The sequence below is a fragment of the Streptomyces sp. NPDC005574 genome, from assembly GCF_040605435.1.
Taxonomy (GTDB): domain Bacteria; phylum Actinomycetota; class Actinomycetes; order Streptomycetales; family Streptomycetaceae; genus Streptomyces.
The window spans coordinates 24,589-48,048 of sequence record NZ_JBEXCW010000017.1 but is presented as its reverse complement, the minus strand read 5'-3'; the positions used below and the strand labels follow the sequence as shown (position 1 = coordinate 48,048).

Here is a 23,460-nt window from a genome sequence, read left to right as displayed (position 1 = left end):
GCGCGTTCGACGGAGCACAGCTGGTGACCGCGAGAGAGGCTGGACTGTTTACAAGTAAAACACCTGTTAAGCTGATGGTCATGAGCAGCGCGCCCCCCACCCCCGGTACTCCGCCCGCCCGACGTCTTCCGCTGGCCGGCGTGCTGCGCCTCGGGCGGCCCTCCGACATCTGGTTCAAGCCCGCGCTGAGCGTGGTCGCGGCGGTCGCCCCGCCGAACCTGACCCTGCTGGCGCTGGGCCGGCTCGATCTGGCGATGTACACCATGGCCGGCTCCCTGTGCGCGCTCTACGCCCACAACCGCCCCTACGCCGCCCGCGCCCGCGCCCTGGCCTGGGTCGTGCTCGGCATGCTGGGCGGCCTGGCAGTCTCCCTGGTCACGGCCTCGCTCACCGGCAGTGCCGTCGTGCTGGTCACCGTCGGCGCACTGCTGGCGGCGGCCCAGAAGGCGGTGTGCGACGCGTCCCGTGTCGGGCCGCCCGGCAATGTGGTCCTCACCTTCGTCACCTCCGCCTCCCTGTTCGCCCCGCAGACCCTCGGCCAGGTCCCCGGCCACCTGGGCCTGGCCGCCGCGGCGGGCGTCTGGGCCTGGCTCGTCGGCATGGCGCCCGGACTGCTGCGCCCGCACGGCCCCGAACGCCGGGCCACCGCGCACGCCCTGAACGCCGCCGCCGCGTACGCCGCCACGCGCGGCACCGGCGCCGGCGACGGCCCCGCCCGGGCCCGTGCCGGCGCGGCCGCCGCCGTACACGCGGCCTGGCAGTCGCTGCTGTCGGCCGGCCCGCGCAACACCACCCGGCGCACTCTCGAACGGCTCGTGGTCCGGGCGGAGGTCGCCCTCGCCGCGCCCGCCGACACCGACCCGGAGCGGCTGTCCGCCTGGGCCCGCCAACTGCGCGGCAACGGTCCGCTCCCGCGGCCCGGCCACCCGGCGGCCGACGACGACGAACTCCTCGGCGTGGATGCCGAACTGGCCGCCACGGCCCGCCCCTGGTGGACCCGGCTCGGGCCGCTCACCCCTCTCGCGGTGCGCACGGCACTCGGCTGCGCCCTCGCCGGCTACGCCTCCCTCGCCCTCGGTGTCGGCCGCCCCTACTGGGCCCTGGTCACCGCCGCGTCGCTCTACCAGGCGAACCTCACCCTGACCTGGAGCCGCGGTGTCCAGCGCGTCGTCGGCAACCTCGCCGGCGTGCTGCTGTTCGCCGCCGTCGCCCCGCTCGCCCACCTCGGCGGGGCAGCCCTCGTGCTGTGCTGCCTGGCGTTCAACTTCGGCGCCGAGGCGCTGATCGGCCGCAACTACTGGCTCGGCAGCGTCTGCGTGACGCCGATGGCGCTGCTCATCTCCGAGTTCGCCGGGACGCAGGAGCCGGGGCGGCTGATCACCGAGCGGGTCGTGGACACCGTGGTCGGCGCGCTGGTCGGCTTCGTCGCCGCCGTCGCGGTCACCAACCGGCGCGCGGGCGACCGCATCGAGGACGCCCTGACCGCCGTCGAGGGGGCCCGCGCGGAGGCCGCCGCCCTGCTGGCGGGAACGGGTCCCGCCCCCGTGGCGCTGGAGGACGCCCGCCGCAGCCTGGCCGCCGCCCTGGTCGAGCTGCGCGTCACCGCGGAGGCCGCGTCCGGCGAGTGGTGGCAGCGAGCCCTGCCGCACGAGCGGGTGGTGCTCACCGAGCGGACCGCACACCGTACGCTCGCCGCGACGGTACGGCGCCAGGGGCTGCTCCTGGACCCGCGTGAGGGCAGGACGACGGAGGGTGTACGGCCATGACGGCACCGAACGGGCGGCAGGCGGGCGCGACCAGGGACGACACGGTCGCCGCGGTCGTCCGGCAGTGGCAGGCCGTCCATCCCGACCTCGACACCGGCCCCATGGAGATCATCGGCCGCGTCAACCGCTGCGCCGCCCTCCTCCAGCAGGCCGAGGACGCCCCGCTGCGCCGGGCCGGACTCAGCCGCCCCGAGTTCGACCTGCTGGGCGCGCTGCGGCGCACCGGCCACGAACTGACCCCGGGGGACCTGGCCCGGGAGACGTTCTCCTCCGGGGCGGCGGTCACCAAACGCCTCAAGGTGCTGACCGAGCGCGGCCTGGTGGAGCGCCGGGGCGACACCCGCGACCGCCGCGTCGCCCACGTGCGCCTCACGGACGCCGGGCGGGACCTGGTGGACGGCATCCTGCCCGCCCAACTCGCCTACGAGACCGCCGTGCTGTCCGGCCTCGACCCGGCGGGGCAGGACGAACTCGCCGGACTGCTGGGCGGCCTGCTGGAACAGCTCGAAGGACGCCTCGGGGCCCTGCGCGGCTGAGCCGGGGCCCCCCGGGCACGCAAGTCCCGGTGGGTGACCGGTTATTGACGTGACCGGCGCCTCCTTCCTACGTTCGAGCGGATCGGTTCGGATCGCCGGCCGGTGTACGAGATGTCGGACGAAGGATGTGTGCCGTGGCATCAGCCGAGGCCCCCGCGACCACCGTCACGCCCGCCTCCGCTCCCGAGAGGCTCACCGTCGACCTCGGGGCCGGGACGGGCCCCTTCCACGGCGGCGCGAGCGGAACGCTCTACGGCCTGTACGGCGACGGAGTGCCCAGCCGCGCGGTCGTCGAGGGCATGTACGTCCGCACCGTCACCACCAAGGCCCAGGACGGCACCCAGCACCCCGGCGCCGACGCCCTGGAGGTCCTGCCGTCGTTCGTCGCGGCGGGCGGCAGGGACCTGTACCTGTACCTGACCGACATCCACCGCGGCTTCCCCTACGAGTGGCCCGGCGCGAGCGGCGCGGAGCGGCTCGCCGGGTACCGGGAGAGCGTCCGCCGCCAGGTCGAACAGGTGGTGACCCTGGGGGAGTTGGCCTCACACGTCGTGTACGTGCCGTTCAACGAGCCCGAGGGCAACATGTTCGGCGAGGGGGAGTGGAGCCACGACCGGGTGTCCTGGCGCACCGACCCCCGGCACTACTTCGCGGCCTGGGCGGACTTCCACCGCCTGATCAGGGGCCTTCACCCCGGCGCGCGGATCGCGGGCCCCAACACCTGCGTCCTGTACCCGGAGGTGCGGGACTTCCTGGAGTTCGCCCGGGACCACGGCGTCCTGCCCGACGTGGTCACCTGGCACGAACTCTCCTCGCCCGCCGAGGTGCGGATCAATGTCGACCGGTACCGGGCCCTGGAACGGGAGTTGGGCATCGGCCCGCTGCCGGTCAACCTCAACGAGTACGCGCACAACTACCACTTGTCGGTCCCCGGGCAGATGGTCCAGTGGATCGCCGCCGTCGAGGAGTCCAAGGTCGACGCCGACATGGCCTACTGGAACATCGCCGGCAACCTGAACGACTCGGCGGTGGAGGCGAACAAGGGCAACGGCCAGTGGTGGCTGTTCAACGCCTACGGGCAACTGACCGGCGACACCGTGCGGGTCACCGCGCCGCACCCGGGAGCGCAGTACACCCTGCAGGGCGTCGCCGCGCTGGACCGCGCGAAGCGGCAGGCGCGGCTGCTGTTCGGCGGCGCGGGCGGAGTCGCGGACCTCGTCTTCGAGCACGTCGACGCGGACGTCTTCGGGCCGGTCGTGCACGCACGGCTCCTTGAGATCCCCTGGACCGGCCAGGTCGGCTCCTGCGCCCAGCCCACGGTGCTGCTCGACACCCTGGTGCCCGTCCAGGACGGCCGGGTGACCCTGCGCGCCGGCGACCTGCGGGAGATGTCCGCCTACCAGCTGATCCTCGCGCCCGGCGGCAGAGGGCAGGCCGCCGCCCCGGCCGCGGCCGGGTGGCGGCGGACGTACGAGGCCGAGGACGCCGCGTACACCGGCGGCGGTCGCCGTCTGAACGGTCCGGAGGGGTCGCCGGCGAACGTCGACAAGTTCGCGACGTCCGGCGGACATCACGTGGGCGGGCTGCGCACCGGCTCCGACGGGATGCTCACCTTCGACGTCGAGGCCCCGCAGGACGGCACGTACGTCGTCAGTGTCCTCGCCAACTCCCACAACCTCGCCGACCTGGTCCGCGAACAGGGCCCCACCAACGTCTTCCTGCGCGTCGACGGCGGGCAGGCGCGCGAACTGCGGCTGCCCCTCGGCTACAAGTGGGCGGTGTGGGGCCACACCGACACCGAGGTGACACTGACCGCGGGACGGCACCGGATCACCCTCGCGGCGCAGGACCCCGAGCTGGGGGTCACCCGGGGCGACGCGGTCGTCGACAGGCTCGACCTGACCCTGCGCGAGGCCGACCCCACCGCACGCTACGACGCCGAGTACGCCGACCTCGGCGGGGGCGCGCACCCCGCCTACGACCGCCCCGGCGCCTCGGGCCCCGGAGCCGCCGTACTGCCGCCGGGCGCCACCGCCACCTTCTGGGTGCACGCCGCCGAGGACGGCGAGGCCACGGTGACCGTCGACCTCCTCGGGCCGGGCCGGGGGCGGATCGCGGTCAACGGCGAGGACCTCGGGGCCCTCGTGCCCGGCGCCCGCGCCGTGTTCCTGTCCGGAGGCGTCAACAAGCTGACGGTCACAGGGACTTCGCAGGCCCTGGTGCTGGACCGGGTGTGCGTGGGCCCGTCCCGGGGGCAGTTGCCCAGCACGGTGTACGCCGCCGAGGAAGGGACCCTCACCGGCGCGGCCACGGTGACCGGCGGTTACTCCTACGCCACCGGAGGCAAGGCGGTCGACGGCATCGGCGCCGGGCCCGGCAACGCCCTCACGCTGACGGTGAGCGCCGAGCGCGCCGGACGGCACGCGCTGACCGTCCGCTACTCCAACGGCGAGCAGGCGCCCGCGACCCACTACAACCCCGACCCCGTCTGCCGGCACGCGGACATCTCCGTCAACGGGGCCGCGCCGGTGCGTGTCCTGTTCCCCACCACCTTCCACTTCAACAACTTCTGGGACCTGTCCGTCCCCGTCACGCTGGTGCCGGGAGCCAACACGGTCACCTTCACCGCCGACCAACTCCCCGACTTCGACGGCGAGACGTACAACGCATTCGGGCAACGCTCCGCCTACGCCCCGGTGATCGACCAGGTCACGGTGACACCGCTCGCCTGACAGGTGTGCGGCGGCGGCCGGGAGCCCGGCCCCGGTCACCGCTCGTCGCCCGCCCGGTACACGCCGAACACCGCGCCCTGCGGATCGCGCAGTACCGCGATGCGGGGTCCGTCGGGCACGGAGGTCGGCTCCATCAGGACGGTGCCGCCCGCGCCGGCTGCCACACCCGAGAGGGCGTCCACGTCCGCGGCGGCGAAGTACGGCAGCCAGTGCGGCGCCACCTCGGGCGGGAACTTGTCGTCCATCGTCACCATGCCGCCGAAGTCGGCGCCCTCGATGCCCCACTGGGTGTAGTGCGCCGAGGAGTTGACGCTCCAGCCGAACACCGTCGTGTAGAAGGCCGTGGCCCGCTCGGGGGCCCGCGTCATCAGCTCCACCCAGCCGAGCGCGCCGGGCGCGTTGAACAGGCCGGCGCCCGGGAAGGCGCGCGCCTGCCACATCTGGAAGGCGGCGCCGCCCGGATCGAGCGCCACCGTGAACCGGCCCGCGTCGAACACGTCCATCGGTCCGACCAGCACCGTGCCGCCCGCACCGGTCACCTCGCGCGCGGCGGTGTCCGCGTCCGGCACCGCGAAGGACACGTTCCACGCCACCGGCTGCGTCTCCTGGTACAGCGGGGACAGCGCGGCGACGGCCGCGTCCCCCAGGTGCGCGACGGTGTAACCCCCCGCCTCCTGGCGCGGGTCCGTCTCGGGGCGCCAGCCGAACAGCTCCGCGTAGAACCCCTTGGCCGCCGCCACGTCGCTGGTCCCCAGCTCGGTCCAGCAGGGCCCGCCGTAGACCGGCTTCTCAAGCTTCATGGCGTTCCTTCCGCAGGCACGGCCCCCTCCAGCACGCTAGTCCCCGGCACAGGCGAGGGCCATCCGGCGCACGCCCCTCGCCCCCGGCCACGACCTCGCCGTACGCTCGACCCGTACCGCATCGCATGGCGGCCTCCCGGTTCAACTCCCTGCCTCCGGAGGTCCCGCATGTCCGCGCTCGAGGTGCGCCCCTTCCACCGCGCCGACCGCGACCAGCTCACCGAGTTGGTCAACCTGCACGTGGCCGCCGTCATCCCCGGAGTCCTGGTCTCGACGAACACCGTGCTCAGCGGCCTGGAACGGCAGCCGGCGGAGTTCGTCACGGATCCGTGGGTGAGCGAGCGGGCGACGCTCGTCGCCGAACAGCGTGGAACCGTCGTCGCCGCCGCCCATCTGCTGCGCTACCGCTCCGGCCCCGAGGTCGGCGACCACTACCGGGACGCGGGCACGGTCGAATGGTTCGTGAGCCGCCCCGAGGCGTCCTCCCGGTCGGACGCCGGGGAGGCGGCCGACCTGCTGATGAGCGCCTGTCTGGCGCGGCTGGCCCGCTGGCGGGTGCGGGTGCGCTACGCCGAGGGTGCCCTGCCGGCCCCGGCCGTGTACGGACTCCCGCGTCCCTGGCCGCACATCCGCGCCGTGTACGACCGCGCGGGCTTCCGGCACACCGGCGGCACGGAGGTGCTGCTCATCGCGCGCGTGGAGGACCTGCCCCGGCCCGAAACCCGCCCCGGCGTGACCTTCGAGCGCACCCTGGGGGAGTGCGGAACCCGCTTCACGGCGTACGAGCGGCGACGCGTCCTCGGCTTCGTCGAGGTGGACACGGCACTCGCGCGGCCCGAACGGCATACACGCGCCCCGGGACTTGCCGACATCGGCAATCTGCACGTCACCCCGGCCGCCGGTGCGGGCTGGGAGCACCGCCTGCTGGGCCACGCCGCCGACTGGCTGCGGCTGAGCGGCACCGACCGGCTCCTCGCCTACGAGAAGGCCGCCGACAGCGCCGCCGTCGACGTCCTGCGCGCCGCCGGCTTCCGGGAGCTGACGCGTACCGACCGCGGCTGGGAGCACCGCCCCCGGTGACCTCAGATCCCAGGCCGGTAACGCAGCGGGTGGTCCGGCGGGATCTCCACGAGGACGATCCGCGTGCCGTCGGGATCGGCGATCCACATCTCGATCAGCCCCCAGGGCTCCCGCAGCGGCGGCCGCACGATCGGTACGCCCCGGTCGATCAGTTCGTCCTGCGCCGCGGTGACGTCCTCGACCTGGAGCCACAGCCGCAGGGCCGGGGACGGCGGGGTCTCGGACCGTCCGGACACCTCCAGGAAACCGCCGCCGAGGAAGTAGACGATCCCGCGCTCGGGCCCGGTGCCGAACTCGCGGTGGACGGCGAGGCCCAGCTGTCGGCCGTAGAAGGCGTGGGAACGCGCGGGGTCGGTGGGGCGGAGCAGGATCCTGCCGCTCAGTACGTGGACCATGCACCCGGAGCTTAGGGCCTCATGGTGCGGCGCTACCCTCATCCGTGCCGAGCCGTGCCGCAGATCGGAGCCACCCCCCATGGACACCACCGCCACCGGACTGACCTTCCGTGACGCCGTCGACGCCGACGTGGACGCCCTGGTCGCGTTGATCGAGTCGGCCTACCGCGGGGACGACAGCCGGGCGGGATGGACCACCGAGGCGGACATCCTGGAAGGACAGCGGACCGACCCCGAGGGTGTGCGGGCCGTCGTCAAGTCGCCCGACAGCCGACTGCTGACCGTCGAGCGCGACGGGCGGATCGTCGCCTGCTGCCAGCTCGAACACCGCGGCGAGCACGCCTACTTCGGGATGTTCGCGGTCAGCCCGGCCCTCCAGGGCGCCGGCCTCGGCAAGGTCATCATCGCCGAGGCCGAGCGGGCCGCCCGGGAGAGCTGGGGCGTCACGGAGATGCACATGACCGTGATCTCCGTGCGCGAGGACCTCATCGCCTGGTACGAGCGGCGCGGCTACCGCCGTACGGGCCGGATGACCCCGTTCCCGTACGGCGACGAGCGCTTCGGCGTTCCGCAGCGCGACGACCTGCAGTTCGAGCTCCTGGTCAAGGAACTCGCCTGACCTGCGCGGCCCGCACCGGCCTCACGCCGTGAAGCGGCCGGTGCGTTTGATCTCCGGGTAGTCGGTGGTCGCGCCGTCCAGCTCCAGGGCACGGACGAGACGCAGCTGGTCCTGCGTGTTCACCACCCAGCCGATGATCTTGAGGTCCGCCTTCCGCGCGTGCTCGACGACCTCCAGGGTCAGCCGGCGGATGTTCAGGCACACGGTCGCGGCGCCCGCCTCGACGGCGCGGTCCACGATGTCGGGGCCGAAGCGGCTGCCGATCAGAGCGGTCCGGACACCGGGCACCAGGCGGGCGATCTCGGCGATCGCCTCGTCGTGGAAGGAGGACACCTCCACCCGGGAGACCAGGTCCCGCCGGACCATGACCTCGGCCAGCGCGCGGGCCGCCGCCACGTCCTTGATCTCGGCCTGGAGCGGCGAACGCACACCGTCCAGGACCTCATCGAAGACCGGGACGCGTTCGCCGTGCCCCGCGTCCAGGGCGCGCAGTTCGGCGAGGGTCTTCTCGGCGATCGGGCCGGTGCCGTCGGTCGTGCGGTCCACGTCCGCGTCGTGCATGACGACGAGAGCGCCGTCCTTGCTCAGGTGCAGATCGAGTTCGATGACGTCGAGGCCGGCCTGCTGGGCGGCGACGAAGGAACGGAGGGTGTTCTCGGGCTCCAGGCCCATGACTCCGCGATGACCGATGGTAAGGAAGTTCAAGGTACAACTCGCTTCCGTCGACGGCGGCTCGGTCGCACGCGCGACCGTGGCGGACGGCCGCGCGAACAGAGCCGCAGCCTAACGGCCACGTCCCCCGATGAACCCGCGCGTACACCGGCGATCCGCCCGGCGGGCGTGCCGACCTGCCCGGCACGGCGCGAGGCCGTCACCCGGCGGTGGGCGAGTCCCGCCCGCATTGACCGGTTGCCGCCTTCGGGGGCGGCCTCGCGTGTGACCGGGCGGGGCCTGGGTAGGGACACCGGTGGTTTCAGGCAGGAAAAAGTGAGGTGACAACCTCGCTATGCAGGATAATTTCCCGGGCCTCCACTTGCTGGAAGGAAGCTCGTGTGTATACGGTCTCCACACGCTAGCTTCTCCCGTGAAGGATGGGACATGACGGAAATTCTTGCGCAGGTGGGTTCGGAGGGACGCATTCCTCCCGCGGCCAGGATGGTGGAGCACCCTGCCTGGCCCGTGCTCAAGGATGCCGTGGAGCAGATCCGGCCATGGCAGTCCAAGGACGGGTCCATAGACTTCGAGGCCGAGGGCGCCCCCGCCCGGGCGGACGCCGAGCGCGCCGTACAACGTGTCGTACAGGCCGTCGAGGAGCTCTCCCCGCTGCTTCCGCACGACGCCGCCTACCATGAGGCCCTCGCCAAGGACCTGCGCCGCTGGGTCGACGACGGTTTCGAGGTGCCCGACTTCCTCGACTCGCTGCTGGCCTTCCAGCCCGCCCTGCACCGCGAGGACGGCCTCCAGCATCTCGTCCTCTTCCCGATGTACACGCAGAACGGCAACCCGGACCGCAACCTCGAAGCGGTCGTCCTGCGGATGGTCTGGCCCCAGTGGCTGGCCGAGCTGGAGCGCACCCGCTACGACAACCCGCTGTTCTGCGGGATCACCTTCGAGGACTTCACGGCCGGCTACGACACCAACTCGGCCGTCCTCTTCCCCGAGACGATCGCCGTGCGCGAGGCGCCCGAGCGTTTCACCTGGGGCGGCATCTTCTGCGACCGCGAGGCGGCCCGCTTCCGCCGGGTCACCGACGCCGCCGTGGACGTCCTGGGCCTTCAGCTGCCCGAGGACGTCGCCGCGATGGTCCACGACCAGAAGCGCTGCGAGGAGGCGTTCGTCCTGTGGGACATGGTCCACGACCGCACCCACAGCCACGGCGACCTGCCCTTCGACCCGTTCATGATCAAGCAGCGCCAGCCGTTCTGGATGTACGGCCTCGAAGAGCTGCGCTGCGACCTCACCGCCTTCAAGGAGGCCGTGAAGCTGGCCGAGGACGGCGTCCCGCAGGCCCGTGACGTGCAGTACGCGGTGCTCTTCGACCGCATGTTCCGCTTCCCGGTCACCGGCGACCGCGTGCGCAACTACGACGGCCTGGGCGGCCAGCTCCTCTTCGCCTACCTGCACAAGCACGACGTCGTCCGCTGGACCGACAACAAGCTGCACATCGACTGGCAGCGCGCTCCGCAGGTCACCAACCAGCTGTGCGCCGACATCGAGCGGCTCTACCGCGACGGCATCGACCGGCCCAAGCTCGTCCACTGGTTCGCCGGCTACGAGCTCGTCGCCACCTACCTCGCCCCGCACCCCGGCTCCCGCTGGGCCAAGGGTCCCGACGCCCTCGACCTGAGCCTGCCGCCGCGGAAACTCGTGGACGACGTGCTTCCCGACGAGTTTCCGCTGAGCATGTTCTATGAAGCACTCTCCAAGAAGCTGAAGAACGTGATCGCCTCCACTCGGGGCATCACCGCGGAGAGCGCCGAACCGGTCGCCGCGTGAGCGACCGCGCACAGAACACTGCTCAGGAGGCGAGGAACATGGTGGGGAACGGGGCTCTCAGCGGTGCGGTGATCGCGGTGGCCGGCGCGGGCGGACCCGCGGGACGGGCGGCGATCGTCCGGCTCGCGGAGGCGGGCGCGACCGTCGTCGGCGCGGACAACGATCCCGAGCGGCTGGCCGAGGCCGTGGACGCCGCCCGCTACGGGCACGGCGGTGCCACCGTGGTCGGCGAGACGGTGGACCTGCTGGACCTGGACTCGACCCGTGACTGGGCGGTCCGCGTGGAGAAGGAGTTCGGCCGCGTCGACGGCGTGGTCCACCTCGTCGGCGGCTGGCGCGGCAGCGAGACCTTCGCCAAGACCAACCTGCACGACTGGGACCTGCTGGAGATGCTGCTCATCCGCACCGTGCAGCACACCTCCCTCGCCTTCCACGAGGCGTTGCAGCGCAGCGACCGCGGCCGTTACGTCCTGATCAGCGCGGCGGGCGCGAGCCACCCGACCGCCGGGAACGCCGCCTACTCCGCCGCGAAGGCCGCCGCCGAGGCCTGGACGCTCGCCCTCGCCGACTACTTCCGCAAGGCGGGGATCTCCGAGGGTGCCGACGGGGCGACGTCCGCGGCTGCGATCCTGGTGGTGAAGGCGCTGGTGCACGACGCGATGCGTGCCGAGCGCCCCAACGCCAAATTCGCGGGCTTCACCGACGTCAAGGACCTGGCCGAGGCCATCGTCGACGTCTGGGCGAAGTCCGCGGCCGAAGTGAACGGAAACCGTCTGTGGCTGACCGAGAAGCCGTGAACCCTCCCAGGACCGACGCCCGGCGTCACCACGACCCGGGCCTGCGCGGCTTCGCCAGCGACAACTACGCCGGGGCCCACCCGGAGGTGCTCGCCGCCCTGGCCCTGGCCAACGGCGGGCACCAGGTCGCCTACGGCGAGGACGACTACACCGGCAACCTGCAGCAGATCATCCGCAGCCACTTCGGGGCCACGGCCGAGGCGTTCCCGGTGTTCAACGGCACCGGCGCCAACGTCGTGGCGCTCCAGGCGGTCACCGACCGCTGGGGTGCGGTGATCTGCGCGGAGAGCGCGCACATCAACGTCGACGAGGGCGGCGCCCCCGAGCGCATGGGCGGACTGAAGCTGCTCACCGTGCCCACGCCGGACGGCAAGCTCACCCCCGAGCTGATCGACCGGCAGGCCTGGGGCTGGGAGGACGAGCACCGCGCGATGCCGCAGGTGGTCTCGATCACCCAGAGCACGGAGCTGGGCACCCTCTACACCCCGGACGAGATCCGCGCGATCTGCGACCACGCGCACGCCCGCGGCATGAAGGTGCACCTCGACGGCTCCCGGATATCGAACGCGGCCGCCTCCCTGAACGTGCCGATGCGCACGTTCACCAACGCGGCCGGCGTCGACATCCTCTCCCTGGGCGGGACGAAGAACGGCGCGCTGTTCGGTGAGGCCGTCGTGGTGATCGACCAGGACGGCGTCCGGCACATGAAGCACCTGCGCAAGCTGTCCATGCAGCTCGCCTCCAAGATGCGTTTCGTGTCGGTGCAGTTGGAGGCCCTGCTCGCCAGGGACCTGTGGCTGCGCAACGCCCGCCACGCCAACGAGATGGCCCAGCGGCTGGCCGAGGGCGTCCGCGCCGTGCACGGCGTCGAGATCCTCCACCCGGTGCAGTCCAACGCCGTGTTCGCGCGTCTGCCGCACGACGTGAGCGAGCGCCTGCAGAAGCGGTTCCGCTTCTACTTCTGGGACGAGGCCGCCGGCGACGTCCGCTGGATGTGCGCGTTCGACACCACCGAGGACGACGTCGACACGTTCGTGGCCGCCCTCAAGGAAGAGATGGCCCACTAGCCGACAGTGTGCATAGGTATGCGGTCACTCGAAAAGTCATTGACTCTCGAGTGACCGCTTTCCTATGCTCTACGGCCATGGAGCTGATCCAGGACACACCCGACCTGTCCGCCTATCTGGCCGCCGACGAGGTCATCGACCATGACCATCCAGTGGTCCGGGAGGCGGCCGCCCGACTCGCCGGCTGCGCGCAGGACTCGTATGACTATGCACGCTCTGCCTTCGAGTTCGTGCGCGACACGATCCCGCACTCCGCCGACAGCGGTGACCCGCGGGTCACCTGGCGTGCCTCGGACGTCCTGGAGCGGCGCACCGGCATCTGCTTCGCCAAGGCCCACGCGCTGGCCGCGCTGCTGCGCGCGGAGGACATCCCCACCGCGTTCTGCTACCAGCGCCTGGCGCACGACGACGGCAGCGGCCATGTCCTGCACGGACTGGTCGCGGTGCGCTTCGACGGGTCATGGCACCGGCAGGACCCGCGCGGCAACAGAGCGGGCGTGGACGCCCGTTTCTCCCTCGACGGGGAGCGGCTGGCCTGGACGCCGGAGCCCGCCTCCGGTGAGCGGGACCACCCGGTCCTGTACGCCGAACCCCACCCGGTCGTGCTGAAGGTGCTCCGGGCCGCGCCCGACCGGCCGCACCTCTGGAAGACGCTTCCCGCCGACCTGTGAGGACGGCTGGGGGGTACCGGGCGCCGACTCGGCCAAGTGCGCAGCTGTGTCGGGGCGCGGCCTCATGCCGGCCGCCCCCACTCCGCGTACGTCAGCGGGCCTCGGCCTCGCGGACCTGCTCCGGTGTCGGTGCCGTACCGCCGAGGTGGGCCGGCATCCACCAGGTGTCGTCGGCGTCCTTGGGGTGCACCGGGTAGGCGCGCTGCGCGGCTTCCAGGAGTTCCTGCACGCGCTCGCGCAACTGCCGGGTGATCACGCCCGCGTACTTGTCGCGGGAGGCCTCGATCGCCTCACCCACGCGGATGGTGACCGGGATGTGGCTGCGCTTGAAGTTGCGCGGCCGGCCCTTGGTCCACAGCCGCTGCGTGCCCCACACCGCCATCGGGACCAGCGGGACGCCCGCCTCCTGGGCCAGGCGCGCGGCACCGGACTTGAAGCTCTTGAGCGTGAACGAGGGCGAGATCGTGGCCTCGGGGAACACACCGATGATCTCGCCGGACCGCAGCGACTCCAGGGCGCGTGCGTAGGCCGTCTCGCCCTGCGTGCGGTCCACCGGGATGTGCTTCATTCCGCGCATCAGCGGGCCCGAGATCCTGTGCCGGAAGACGGCCTCCTTCGCCATGAAGCGAACGAGACGTTTCTGCGGAAGCGCGGCCAACCCGTCGAAGATGAAGTCCAGATAGCTGATGTGGTTGCTCACCAGCACGGCTCCGCCCGAGCGCGGGATGTTCTCCGAGCCCTTGAGGTCGATCTTGAGGTCCCACGCCTTGAACAACGTGCGGGCGAGACCGACGACGGGACGGTAGACAAGCTCTGCCATGGAGGGAGTGGGCCCTTCCTTCTCTGCCCGGGGTGGTGCCCCCGAGTGAAAAGTTACGCAGCCGTAGGTTTACGGCATCTCGCAGATCGTGCCCGAAGAACGGGCGGGGAGCCAGTCCTGTCACCCGGGAACGGCGAGATTCTCGTCACGTCGGCCAGTGATCCACCTCGGGCTTTTACGCCGCCTTTACTCGGCGCGTACCGTCATCCGACGCATGAGCAGGTACATCTCGCAACCCAGGCAGTACCCGAAAGCGGCATTGAGGAACGCGGCCGCGAGCGCGGCACCGGTGGCGGCGAGTCCCAGCCAGCCGGGCCCCAGCGTGAGACCCACCAGTCCGAGGCCGGCGAAGGCGAGCCCCACCGCCTGCGCGAACCGCGGGGGTTCGGGCGACTCGAACTCCGTCGGCGGCCCGATCCGGGGGCGTACCGCGGTGCGGAACAGCCATCCGTAGGGCGAGCGGCCGACCCCGCCCGCCGCGCCGAGCGCGAAGGCCAGAGTCTGCCAGGCCAGCAGCCAGGCACTTCCCGTGATCAGCACGAGGGCCAGCACCAGGGCCGTCAGAGCCGCCCCGAAGCGCGGACCCCTCACATCGATGTCCATGAATCAAGCATTCCGCATGAGTACGTCTTCGGGCGGCCGGGAATCTTTGCAGTCTCGTGAACGCTGGAGCGGCTGATGACCGGACTGGTGGTGTGTGGGGTGGTGCTCGCGCTGGCGAGCGCCTACGGAGTGCTGCACCGGCGGCGGAGCGGGAGGATACGGGTGCGCGGGCGGGACGACGGCAAGCGGCTGGGCGCGGCGGAGTTGGGCCGGGACCTGGGGGAGCGGGCGACGCTCGTCCAGTTCTCCAGCGCCTTCTGCGCGCCCTGCCGGGCGACCCGGCGGGTCCTCGGCGAGGTGGCCGGCATGGTGCCCGGCGTGACCCACGTCGAACTCGACGCCGAGGACCACCTCGATCTCGTCCGCGAGCTCGACATCCTCAAGACCCCGACCGTGCTGGTCCTCGACGCCGACGGCCGGGTCGTGCGGCGGGCGACCGGGCAGCCGCGCCGCGCCGACGTCATCGCCGCGCTGGGGGAGGCGGTGTGACGACGCGTACGGGATACGCCGGAAGGCTCCGTACGACAGGGGGCGGGGCGCACTCACGGGAAACAGGACAGGGTCGCGTACCGGAAACGGCGCAAGCGTCCTCGACGGCGACGCCCCGACGGGCGGGTGAGCCGACGGTGAGGCAGCTCCCATATCCCGGAACGTACTTGACTGTGCGCACCACGTATCGTCAGCCTGACCTTATGCCTTCACCACTCCTTCTCGTCGGACGGGTCCACGTCGACCTGGCCCGCACCGCGAGCGCGCGCTGTCCGGGCTGTTGAGCAGCCACGGACCAGCTCGTCACCTCCCGCAGAAGGACAAGTCCATGACGGCCACGCCCGGCCTCGGCACCCCCCAGCTCGCCTCTCCCGACCTGTTGCGCTCCGTCTTCCGGCGGCACGCGGCGGGAGTCGCCGTGATCACCGCCGCCGGTGACTCCGGCCCCGTCGGCTTCACCGCCACCTCCCTCACCTCCGTCTCCGCCGAGCCCCCGCTGCTCTCCTTCGGCATCAGTACCGGCGCCTCCAGCTGGCCGGCGATCTCCGGCGCCGAGCATGTGGGCGTCCACATACTCGGCGAGCACCAGCAGGACCTGGCCGGCGTCTTCGCCCGCAGCGGCGCGGACCGCTTCGGGGCGCCCACCGCCTGGCGCGAGGGTCCGGAGGGCGTCCCCGTCCTCGACGGCGTCCTCGCCTGGCTGGTGTGCCGCGTGGTGGGGCGGGTGCCGGCCGGGAACCACCGCATCGTGGTGGCCGAGGTGGTGGTCGGCGACCCTGCCGGACCGGGGCGCCCGCTCCTCTATCACCAGGGGCGGTTCAACGGCCTGCGGGACTGACCCGCGGGCCGTCTCGCCGGGAACTCGCCACTCTGCGAGACGGCCGGGTTCCGATTACGCTGCGTTGCACAGGTCACAGTTCAAAGCGCTTGCTTAGCGGGCAGGATCTGGGTGTACTGACGAGTAATATTCCGGTCGGAGCGCAGGCCGCCCCGACCGGGATCGGCCGCTTGAGGCGCCTATGCTGCCTGCAAGAGGCAGCCGAAAAATGACGATGCAGTAGGAGAGCCGGCGTGAGCTTGAGGATCGTTGTCACTGTGAAGTACGTGCCCGACGCCACCGGCGACCGGCACTTCGCCGATGACCTGACCGTCGACCGGGACGACGTCGACGGTCTGCTCTCCGAGCTGGACGAGTACGCGGTCGAGCAGGCGCTGCAGATCTCGGAGAACTCCGACGACGACGTGGAGATCACCGTCCTGACGGTGGGTCCCGAGGACGCCAAGGACGCACTGCGCAAGGCGCTGTCGATGGGCGCGGACAAGGCGATCCACGTCGAGGACGACGATCTGCACGGCACCGACGCGATCGGCACCTCGCTCGTGCTGGCGAAGGCCGTCGAGAAGGCCGGCTACGACCTGGTGATCTCCGGCATGGCCTCCACCGACGGCACCATGGGCGTGGTGCCGGCGCTCCTCGCGGAGCGCCTGGGTGTCCCGCAGGTGACGCTCCTGTCCGAGGTGTCGGTCGACGGCGGCACGGTCAAGGGCCGCCGCGACGGCGACAGCGCGTCCGAGCAGCTGGAGGCCTCGCTGCCCGCCGTGGTGTCGGTCACCGACCAGTCGGGTGAGGCCCGCTACCCGTCCTTCAAGGGCATCATGGCGGCCAAGAAGAAGCCGGTGGAGTCCTGGGACCTCTCCGACCTCGACCTCGAGGCGGACGAGGTCGGCCTGGAGGGTGCCTGGACCGCGGTCGACGCCGCGGCAGCCCGTCCGGCCCGTACGGCCGGCACGATCGTCAAGGACGAGGGCGAGGGCGGCAAGCAGCTCGCCGAGTACCTCGCGGGCCAGAAGTTCATCTGAGCCCGACCCGCCGACCGCCCCTCACCTTCGTTTCGCAGGAGATCATTCCCATGGCTGAAGTTCTCGTCTACGTCGACCACGTGGACGGCGCCGTCCGCAAGCCCACCCTGGAGCTGCTGACGCTGGCCCGCCGCATCGGCGAGCCCGTCGCCGTCGCCCTGGGCAACGGCGCCGCCGACACCGCCGCCGCCCTCGCCGAGCACGGCGCGGTCAAGGTCCTCACCCACGACGCCCCGGAGTACGCCGACTACCTCGTCGTACCGAAGGTGGACGCGCTCCAGGCAGCCGTCGCCGCCGTCTCCCCGGCCGCCGTGCTGGTGCCCTCCTCCACGGAGGGCAAGGAGGTCGCCGCCCGGCTCGCGCTGCGCATCGGTTCCGGCATCATCACCGACGCCGTCGACCTGGAGGCGGGCGACGAGGGCCCGGTGGCCACCCAGTCGGTGTTCGCCGCGTCCTTCACCACCAGGACCCGGGTCGCCAAGGGCACCCCGGTCATCACGGTCAAGCCCAACAGCGCCGCCGTCGAGACCGCCCCGGCCGCCGGCACGGTCGAGGCCCTCGACGTCACCTTCTCGGCGCAGGCCACCGGCACCAAGGTCACCAGCCGCACCCCGCGCGAGTCGACCGGCCGTCCGGAGCTGACCGAGGCCGCGATCGTGGTCTCCGGCGGCCGCGGTGTCAACGGTGCCGACAACTTCGCGATCATCGAGGCCCTCGCCGACTCCCTCGGCGCGGCCGTCGGCGCCTCGCGTGCCGCGGTGGACGCCGGCTGGTACCCGCACACCAACCAGGTCGGCCAGACCGGCAAGGCCGTCTCCCCGCAGCTGTACATCGCCAACGGCATCTCCGGCGCCATCCAGCACCGCGCCGGCATGCAGACCTCGAAGACCATCGTGGCCGTCAACAAGGACGCCGAGGCCCCGATCTTCGACCTCGTCGACTACGGCGTGGTCGGCGACCTCTTCGACGTCGTCCCGCAGCTCACCGAGGAGATCAAGACCCGCAAGGGCTGATCACCACCGACGTGGGAGGCCCCCGCGACCACCACGGTCGCGGGGGCCTCGCGCATGCTCAGCGCAGGGTGAGCGACGCCTGAACGGGCAGGTGGTCGCTCGGGAACTGCCCGTCCCGCGAGAAGGTGTTCACCCGCGCGTCGTGCACCGTCACCCCCGGCGCGGCCAGGATCCAGTCGATGCGGTCCCCGTCCGGGACGAGCGGCCGGTAGCCGTGGAAGGTCCCGTACAGCGGCCCCCGCTCGGCCGCCGCGTCCCAGGTGTCGACCAGGCCGGTGCCCAGCATCGCGTCGTAGACGGCGTCGCCGTGGGCCGGGACGTTGAAATCACCGGTGACCAGCAGCGGCAGGGCCGGGTCCAGCCGAGCCGTCCGCTCGGCGATCAGGGGCACCGAACGCACGCGGGCGTTCTGGCTGCCGCTGTCCAGGTGGGTGTTCAGCAGGTAGAACTCCCGCTCCCCGTCCCGCAGATCGCGGAAGCGCACCCAGGTGACCATGCGGATGTTCGAGCCGCCCCAGGTGTTCGAGCCGATCACCTCGGGGGTGTCGGAGAGCCAGAAGTGGTCGTACTCGGCGGGGGCGAGGCGGCGGGTGTCGTAGAAGACCGCCATGAACTCGTCGCGGCTGCCGCCCGCGCGGCCGGTGCCGATCCAGTCGTAGTGCCCGCCGAGGTCGGACCCGATGTCCCGCAGCTGGTGGTAGAGGCCCTCCTGGGTGCCGAGGACCGCCGGGGCCGCGCGGCGCAGCAGTTCGCGCATCACCGGGCGGCGGACGGCCCAGCTGTGGGGTTCGGTGGCGGCGGCGTAGCGGAGGTTGAAGCTCATCACCTCCAGCCGCCGACTGCGACCGCGCAGCGCGGAGGCGGAAGCGGTGCTGAACAGGGGGAGGGTCAACGCGGCGGCCACCGCCGTCCGCAGGCCCGCGCGGCGGGTCACCCGGCTCACGTCCGTCACACGCATCCCTCCCTCACGAGCCAGGATGGGGGCTGTGCCCGGTCGGGCGGAAGACGGCGTGGGGAAGCGAGTGACGGACGGGCCTGGCCGTGGACGGGTGTTGACCCGCGGGAAGCTCCCCGGATAGCTTCGTTCTACGGATTGTTGATTCCGTAGAGCGGAAAATTGGAGGGTGTGGGATGGGTCAGGGCCAGCAGGAGAAGGTCGCGACGAGCCTCGCGGGCGCCGTGAGCGAGGAGATCAGCGCCTCCCTCGCGCCGGTCGACGCCGAACTGGAGCGCCGCTACCCGGGAGACCCCGGCACCCGCCAGCCCGTCCACACCGTCTACGTCCCCGCCGACGTCTTCAGCGCCGACACCGTGCGCTCCTGGGGCGACCAGGCTCTCGCCGCGCTCGACGAACACGCCCCCGACGCCGCCTCCTTCGCCGCGGTGCTCGGACTGTCGGTCGAACTCGCGGGCCCGGTGTACGACCGCGTCCGCGCCAAGCTGGAACGCGAGCCGGTGGAGGACCTGCGGGTCGACTTCGAGGACGGCTACGGCAGCCGGCCCGACGCCGAGGAGGACGCGGCGGCCGCCCGCGCTGCCAGGCTGATCGCCGCGGCCTGCGCCGACGGCACGGCGGCGCCGTACATGGGCATCCGCATGAAGTGCATGGAGGCCCCCGTGCGCGAACGGGGCATCCGCACGCTCGACGTCTTCCTCACCGGCCTCACGGAGGCCGGCGGCCTGCCCGCGGGCCTGGTCCTCACGCTGCCCAAGGTGACCTACGCCGAGCAGGTCACCGCCATGGTGCGGCTCCTGGCGGAGTTCGAGAAGGCGCGCGGCCTCGACCCCGGCCGGATCGGCTTCGAGATCCAGATCGAGACCAGCCAGTCCGTTCTGGCCGCCGACGGCACCGCCACGGTCGCCCGCATGATCCAGGCCGCACAGGGCCGTGCCACCGGCCTGCACTACGGCACCTTCGACTACAGCGCCTGCCTCGGCGTCTCCGCCGCCCACCAGGCGAGCGACCACCCGGCCGCCGACCACGCCAAGGCGGTGATGCAGGTCGCGGCGGCCGGCACCGGCGTGCGCGTCTCGGACGGCTCGACCAACGTCCTGCCGGTGGGGCCCACGGAGAAGGTCCACGACGCCTGGCGCCTGCACTACGGCCTCACCCGACGTGCCCTGGCCCGCGCGTACTACCAGGGCTGGGACATGCACCCCGGCCACCTCCCCACCCGCTACGCGGCCGTCTTCGCCTTCTACCGCGAGGGCTTCGCCCAAGCCGCCGCCCGCCTCTCCCGCTACGCCAACCGCACCGCCGGCGACGTCATGGACGAGCCCGCCACCGCCAAGGCGCTCGGCGGCTACCTGCTGCGCGGCCTGGACTGCGGTGCCCTCGACATCGCCGAGGTGGCCCGCCTGAGCGGCCTGACCCGCGCCGACCTGGAAACCTTCGCCTCCCCCCGACGAGCGGCCCTGACACGGCCCAGCCCGTCCGGCGCGTGAGAAGGTAATCAGCCCCTCCGGCGTTTGAGGAGCGGGGCACAGGGGCGGAGCCCCTGAAGGACGGGACGGGTAGGGGCGGCGGGGCGAGAAAACGCCGTTCCGCCCCTCCCCGCCGCGCGTCGCATCCGGGCGAGACGCAGACCCGGTCGGCCCCGGGCGGGTCAGGGCTGGGGCGGCGACGCGGACGCGCCCGACGACGGACTCTCGCCGTGCCGGACCGTCACGTACCCCTCAAACCCCGACGCCGTCACCCGGCCCTCGTCGGCGAACAGCCGCGTCCCACGCTCGCACAGCCGGTGGTCGGCGCGGGCCCGGGCGCAGAACTCCTCGGGGGTGACACCGAACAGCTCCCGCCAGCGCGCGGAGCCGAGCAGGAGCTCGGAGAGCAACTCCCGCTGGCCCGGGTGGCCTCGGGGGACGCCGGTACCGTCGTGCAGGACACCGCGGCGGTTGACGTAGGCGTACGCCCCTGGGAGCGGCACACCGTCCGCGGCCTCGATCCGCACCTCGGACGCCGGGAGCCAGGCCCGGCCGAAGTTGCCGCCGGGCAGCGGCACCCCCTCGCTCGCGTCGACCACCGCGAGCTGCTCGTCGTCGAGCCAGATGACGAACAACTCCCGTACGGACGCGGGCGCGTGGAACGGGGACGCCGACACGTAGCCGAGCCGGCTGACATGTGCGGACACGCCCACACCGACGCCCGTCACCCGGGACCTCACCATCGGGATCGGCGAAGTGATCCCGGACTCGGCCATTTTGTCCCGCAGTTGACCGGGGTTGGCGTTGGAGCCGACCGCGAGGACGGGACTGCGGCCCTCGTGCACCGGGCCGTCCAGGGGCAGCAGCCGGTTCCCGTGCAGGACCCCCGACTCCCGCGGCCAGGCTCCCGGATAGAGCAGCGGATGGTCGCGCGGAGCCTCGGCGAGACCCAGCGTCTCCAGCGTGCGGCCGGTCACGGCCGGCTCACTCCGCCGGGGGCAGCTCGCCCGAGCCGCGGGTGATCAGCCGGGTCGGCAGCTCGATCCGCTCCGGCGCCGGCAGGGTGCCGTCCAGCTGCCGGAAGAGGCGCTCGGCGGCGGTCCGGCCGAGGGCCGCCGCGTCCTGGGCGACGACGGTGACGCCCGGCTGCAGCAGATCGGCGAGCTCGATGTCGTCGAAACCGACCAGTGCGACCTGCCGGCCCCGCTCGGCGATGACCCGGATCACGGTGACCGTCACCCGGTTGTTGCCGGAGAAGACGGCCGTGACCGGCGCGGGACCGGACAGCATCTCCTCGGCCGCCGCGCGCACCCGCTCGGGGTCGGTGACCCCGAGCGACATCCAGGCGTCCTCGACGGCTATGCCCGCGTCCTCCATCGCCGCCCGGTAGCCGCGCAGCCGCTCGGCGGCCGTGTGGATGCGGGGCATGTCGCCGATGAAACCGATCCGGCGGTGGCCGTGGGCGATGAGGTGGGCCACGCCGTCGCGGGCGCCGCCGAAGTTGTCCGACAGGACGACGTCCGCGTCGATCTGCCCGGCCGGGCGGTCGACGAACACCGTCGCCACCCCGGCCTTGAGCTCCGGTTCGAGGTAGCGGTGGTCGTCCCCGGCCGGGATGACCACCAGCCCGTCCACCCGCCTCGCGCACAGGGCCAGCACCAGTTCCTGCTCGCGCTCCGGGTCCTCCGCGCTGGAGCCGTTGATCAGCAGGGCACCGTGGGCGCGGGCCACCTCCTCCACCGCGCGGCTGAGCGGGCCGTAGAACGGGTCCGCGAGGTCTTCGAGGACCAGGCCGATGCTCGCGGTGCTGCCCTTGCGCAGGACCCGGGCGCTGTCGTTGCGGCGGAAGCCCAGCGCCTCGATGGCGTCCTGGACCCGGCGTTCCGTCTCCGGTGTGACACCCGGCTCGGCGTTGACCACACGTGACACCGTCTTGAGTCCGACGCCCGCACGCGCCGCCACGTCCTTCATGGTCGGACGGGTGCCGTAGCGGCTCCCGGGGAGGCGGTCGGCTCGGCGATGGGTCTCGGGCACGGTACGGCGTCCTGTCCTGTCGTCCACGGGGATGCGGCGGTCCATGGGGGGATGCGGCGGTCCATGATTTATATGAAGATGTGGCGTCGAGCATAGAGCCTGGACAACGTTGTCAGATGCGCGAGACACTGTCCACCGCAATCTCCGGCCCGCGCCCCCCACTGCGACCGGCCACCCTTTTCTCATGGCTGACGGGGAGATCCGACACTGATGCACACCGACCTAGTGGCCGCGCTCGACATCGGCGGCACCAAGATCGCCGGAGGGCTGGTCGACGGCCACGGCAGAATCCTGGTCCGCGCGCAGCGCGCCACGCCCGCGCAGCAGGACGGTGAGACCGTGATGCGGGCCGTCGAGGAGGTGCTCGGCGAGCTGAGCGCCGCACCCCAGTGGGGAAATGCCACGGCCATCGGCATCGGCAGCGCCGGCCCGGTGGACGCCTCGGCGGGCACGGTCAGCCCGGTGAACGTGCCGGGCTGGCGTGACTACCCGCTGGTCCGGCGGGTCCAGGAGGCGGCCGGGGGGCTGCGCGTCGAGCTGATCGGCGACGGGGTGGCCATCACCGCGGCCGAACACTGGCAGGGCGCGGCGCGGGGACATGACAACGCGCTGTGCATGGTGGTCTCCACTGGCGTCGGCGGCGGCCTGGTCCTCAACGGGCAGCTGCATCCCGGCCCGACCGGCAACGCGGGCCACATCGGGCACATCAGCGTCGAACTCGACGGTGACCCCTGCGCGTGCGGCTCGCGCGGCTGTGTGGAGCGCATCGCGAGCGGCCCGAACATCGCCCGGCGCGCTGTCGAGGGCGGCTGGCTGCCCGGCCCGGACGGTGACACCTCCGCCGAGGCGGTGGCCGCCGCGGCCCGCGCCGGCGACCCGGTGGCCGTCGCCTCCTTCGAGCGCGCCGCGCGGGCGCTGGCCGCGGGCATCGCCGCCACCGCGACCCTCGTCGAGATCGACATCGCCGTCGTCGGCGGGGGAGTGGGCAAGGCGGGCGAGGTCCTGTTCGCCCCCCTGCGGAAGGCGCTGGCCGACTACGCGACCCTGTCCTTCGTCCGCCGGCTGACGGTGACACCCGCGCAGATGGGCACGGACGCCGGCCTGGTGGGAGCGGCGGCGGCGGCCCTCGCGGGCCGCGAGTCCGCGGCGGCGGTCTGACCGGGCACGGGGCAGCAGGAACGTTCAGGCGTGGGGCGTGATGCCCCGGGCCGGTCAGGCCGGTGGCCGGGAGGGGGGTGGCGCGTTGGTCGGGTCGTAC

23 protein-coding genes are annotated in these 23,460 nt (G+C 72.4%); 15 read left to right on the top strand and 8 right to left on the bottom strand.

The annotated features are described in order from the left end of the window. Positions 1-80: 80 nt before the first annotated feature. The 3 genes from ABZT03_RS14440 (at position 81) to ABZT03_RS14430 (ending at position 5,034) form a co-directional block, all read left to right on the top strand. Positions 81-1,766 (top strand): FUSC family protein, encoded by a 1,686-nt coding sequence (locus ABZT03_RS14440; protein WP_356038413.1) that lies wholly within the window; start codon positions 81-83, stop codon positions 1,764-1,766. Further along, positions 1,763-2,302: a MarR family transcriptional regulator gene (locus tag ABZT03_RS14435; RefSeq protein WP_356038410.1), complete on the top strand. Its 540-nt coding sequence runs from the start codon at positions 1,763-1,765 to the stop codon at positions 2,300-2,302. The genes ABZT03_RS14440 and ABZT03_RS14435 overlap by 4 nt, the downstream gene beginning before the upstream one ends. Positions 2,303-2,427: 125 nt before the next feature. Then, positions 2,428-5,034, top strand: coding sequence for a cellulosome protein (locus tag ABZT03_RS14430; RefSeq protein ID WP_356038408.1), 2,607 nt, complete (start codon positions 2,428-2,430; stop codon positions 5,032-5,034). 35 nt (positions 5,035-5,069) lie between these two features. Here the strand turns inward: ABZT03_RS14430 and ABZT03_RS14425 are convergent, their stop codons facing one another. Beyond that, a complete protein-coding gene (locus ABZT03_RS14425) occupies positions 5,070-5,834 on the bottom strand; it encodes a VOC family protein (protein WP_356038405.1) in 765 nt (254 codons plus the stop codon). A gap of 168 nt (positions 5,835-6,002) precedes the next feature. Between ABZT03_RS14425 and ABZT03_RS14420 the strand changes: the two genes are divergently transcribed. After that, a complete protein-coding gene (locus ABZT03_RS14420; protein ID WP_356038402.1) occupies positions 6,003-6,914 on the top strand; it encodes an N-acetyltransferase in 912 nt (303 codons plus the stop codon). Positions 6,915-6,916: 2 nt separating this feature from the next. On the opposite strand, the gene ABZT03_RS14415 is transcribed toward ABZT03_RS14420, so the two are convergent. Further along, positions 6,917-7,309, bottom strand: a complete 393-nt coding sequence (locus ABZT03_RS14415) for a VOC family protein (protein WP_356038399.1) — start codon at positions 7,307-7,309, stop codon at positions 6,917-6,919. Between the two features lie 79 nt (positions 7,310-7,388). Between ABZT03_RS14415 and ABZT03_RS14410 the strand changes: the two genes are divergently transcribed. Then, positions 7,389-7,928 carry a GNAT family N-acetyltransferase gene (locus ABZT03_RS14410; protein WP_356038396.1) on the top strand — a complete coding sequence of 180 codons (540 nt, stop codon included), beginning with the start codon at positions 7,389-7,391 and terminating at the stop codon, positions 7,926-7,928. Positions 7,929-7,949: 21 nt separating this feature from the next. Here the strand turns inward: ABZT03_RS14410 and ABZT03_RS14405 are convergent, their stop codons facing one another. Further along, on the bottom strand, positions 7,950-8,633 hold the full coding sequence (locus ABZT03_RS14405) for a glycerophosphodiester phosphodiesterase family protein (protein WP_356038393.1): 684 nt from the start codon (positions 8,631-8,633) through the stop codon (positions 7,950-7,952). Positions 8,634-9,026: 393 nt separating this feature from the next. Here ABZT03_RS14405 and ABZT03_RS14400 point away from each other — a divergent pair, with 393 nt between their 5' ends. The 4 genes from ABZT03_RS14400 to ABZT03_RS14385 all read left to right on the top strand — a co-directional run bounded on the left by ABZT03_RS14400 (position 9,027) and on the right by ABZT03_RS14385 (position 12,959). Next, on the top strand, positions 9,027-10,424 hold the full coding sequence (locus ABZT03_RS14400) for a DUF6421 family protein (protein WP_356038390.1): 1,398 nt from the start codon (positions 9,027-9,029) through the stop codon (positions 10,422-10,424). 38 nt (positions 10,425-10,462) lie between these two features. Then, positions 10,463-11,221 carry an SDR family NAD(P)-dependent oxidoreductase gene (locus ABZT03_RS14395; RefSeq protein ID WP_356038387.1) on the top strand — a complete coding sequence of 253 codons (759 nt, stop codon included), beginning with the start codon at positions 10,463-10,465 and terminating at the stop codon, positions 11,219-11,221. Further along, entirely contained in the window at positions 11,218-12,288 is a 1,071-nt protein-coding gene (locus tag ABZT03_RS14390) for a low specificity L-threonine aldolase (protein ID WP_356038385.1), read from the top strand. The genes ABZT03_RS14395 and ABZT03_RS14390 overlap by 4 nt, the downstream gene beginning before the upstream one ends. 77 nt (positions 12,289-12,365) lie before the next feature. Next, on the top strand, positions 12,366-12,959 hold the full coding sequence (locus ABZT03_RS14385; protein WP_356038382.1) for a transglutaminase domain-containing protein: 594 nt from the start codon (positions 12,366-12,368) through the stop codon (positions 12,957-12,959). Positions 12,960-13,050: 91 nt separating this feature from the next. On the opposite strand, the gene ABZT03_RS14380 is transcribed toward ABZT03_RS14385, so the two are convergent. Together ABZT03_RS14380 and ABZT03_RS14375 are read right to left on the bottom strand one after the other, a co-directional pair. Beyond that, positions 13,051-13,779, bottom strand: a complete 729-nt coding sequence (locus ABZT03_RS14380) for a lysophospholipid acyltransferase family protein (protein ID WP_356038379.1) — start codon at positions 13,777-13,779, stop codon at positions 13,051-13,053. Between the two features lie 186 nt (positions 13,780-13,965). After that, positions 13,966-14,382 carry a DUF4395 domain-containing protein gene (locus tag ABZT03_RS14375; RefSeq protein ID WP_356038376.1) on the bottom strand — a complete coding sequence of 139 codons (417 nt, stop codon included), beginning with the start codon at positions 14,380-14,382 and terminating at the stop codon, positions 13,966-13,968. Positions 14,383-14,457: 75 nt separating this feature from the next. Here ABZT03_RS14375 and ABZT03_RS14370 point away from each other — a divergent pair, with 75 nt between their 5' ends. The 4 genes from ABZT03_RS14370 to ABZT03_RS14355 all read left to right on the top strand — a co-directional run bounded on the left by ABZT03_RS14370 (position 14,458) and on the right by ABZT03_RS14355 (position 17,744). Continuing rightward, positions 14,458-14,871, top strand: a complete 414-nt coding sequence (locus tag ABZT03_RS14370; protein WP_356038373.1) for a thioredoxin family protein — start codon at positions 14,458-14,460, stop codon at positions 14,869-14,871. A 328-nt stretch (positions 14,872-15,199) separates the two neighbouring features. After that, positions 15,200-15,709 carry a flavin reductase family protein gene (locus ABZT03_RS14365; RefSeq protein ID WP_356038370.1) on the top strand — a complete coding sequence of 170 codons (510 nt, stop codon included), beginning with the start codon at positions 15,200-15,202 and terminating at the stop codon, positions 15,707-15,709. 233 nt (positions 15,710-15,942) lie between these two features. Then, a complete protein-coding gene (locus tag ABZT03_RS14360; RefSeq protein WP_356038367.1) occupies positions 15,943-16,731 on the top strand; it encodes an electron transfer flavoprotein subunit beta/FixA family protein in 789 nt (262 codons plus the stop codon). Positions 16,732-16,781: 50 nt separating this feature from the next. After that, entirely contained in the window at positions 16,782-17,744 is a 963-nt protein-coding gene (locus tag ABZT03_RS14355) for an electron transfer flavoprotein subunit alpha/FixB family protein (RefSeq protein ID WP_356038364.1), read from the top strand. Positions 17,745-17,802: 58 nt separating this feature from the next. Here ABZT03_RS14355 and ABZT03_RS14350 read toward each other — a convergent pair whose 3' ends face one another. Next, positions 17,803-18,696: an endonuclease/exonuclease/phosphatase family protein gene (locus ABZT03_RS14350; RefSeq protein WP_356038361.1), complete on the bottom strand. Its 894-nt coding sequence runs from the start codon at positions 18,694-18,696 to the stop codon at positions 17,803-17,805. A gap of 179 nt (positions 18,697-18,875) precedes the next feature. On the opposite strand from ABZT03_RS14350, the gene ABZT03_RS14345 reads away from it, so the two are divergent. After that, positions 18,876-20,189: an aldolase/citrate lyase family protein gene (locus ABZT03_RS14345; RefSeq protein WP_356038359.1), complete on the top strand. Its 1,314-nt coding sequence runs from the start codon at positions 18,876-18,878 to the stop codon at positions 20,187-20,189. Between the two features lie 161 nt (positions 20,190-20,350). On the opposite strand, the gene ABZT03_RS14340 is transcribed toward ABZT03_RS14345, so the two are convergent. Next, positions 20,351-21,145 carry a hypothetical protein gene (locus tag ABZT03_RS14340; protein ID WP_356038356.1) on the bottom strand — a complete coding sequence of 265 codons (795 nt, stop codon included), beginning with the start codon at positions 21,143-21,145 and terminating at the stop codon, positions 20,351-20,353. A 7-nt stretch (positions 21,146-21,152) separates the two neighbouring features. Further along, positions 21,153-22,247: a LacI family DNA-binding transcriptional regulator gene (locus tag ABZT03_RS14335; RefSeq protein ID WP_356038353.1), complete on the bottom strand. Its 1,095-nt coding sequence runs from the start codon at positions 22,245-22,247 to the stop codon at positions 21,153-21,155. Positions 22,248-22,412: 165 nt separating this feature from the next. On the opposite strand from ABZT03_RS14335, the gene ABZT03_RS14330 reads away from it, so the two are divergent. Next, the gene (locus ABZT03_RS14330; RefSeq protein WP_356038350.1) at positions 22,413-23,360 is read left to right on the top strand and encodes an ROK family protein; all 948 of its coding nucleotides are present in this window, start codon (positions 22,413-22,415) and stop codon (positions 23,358-23,360) included. The last annotated feature ends 100 nt before the right edge of the window (positions 23,361-23,460 follow it).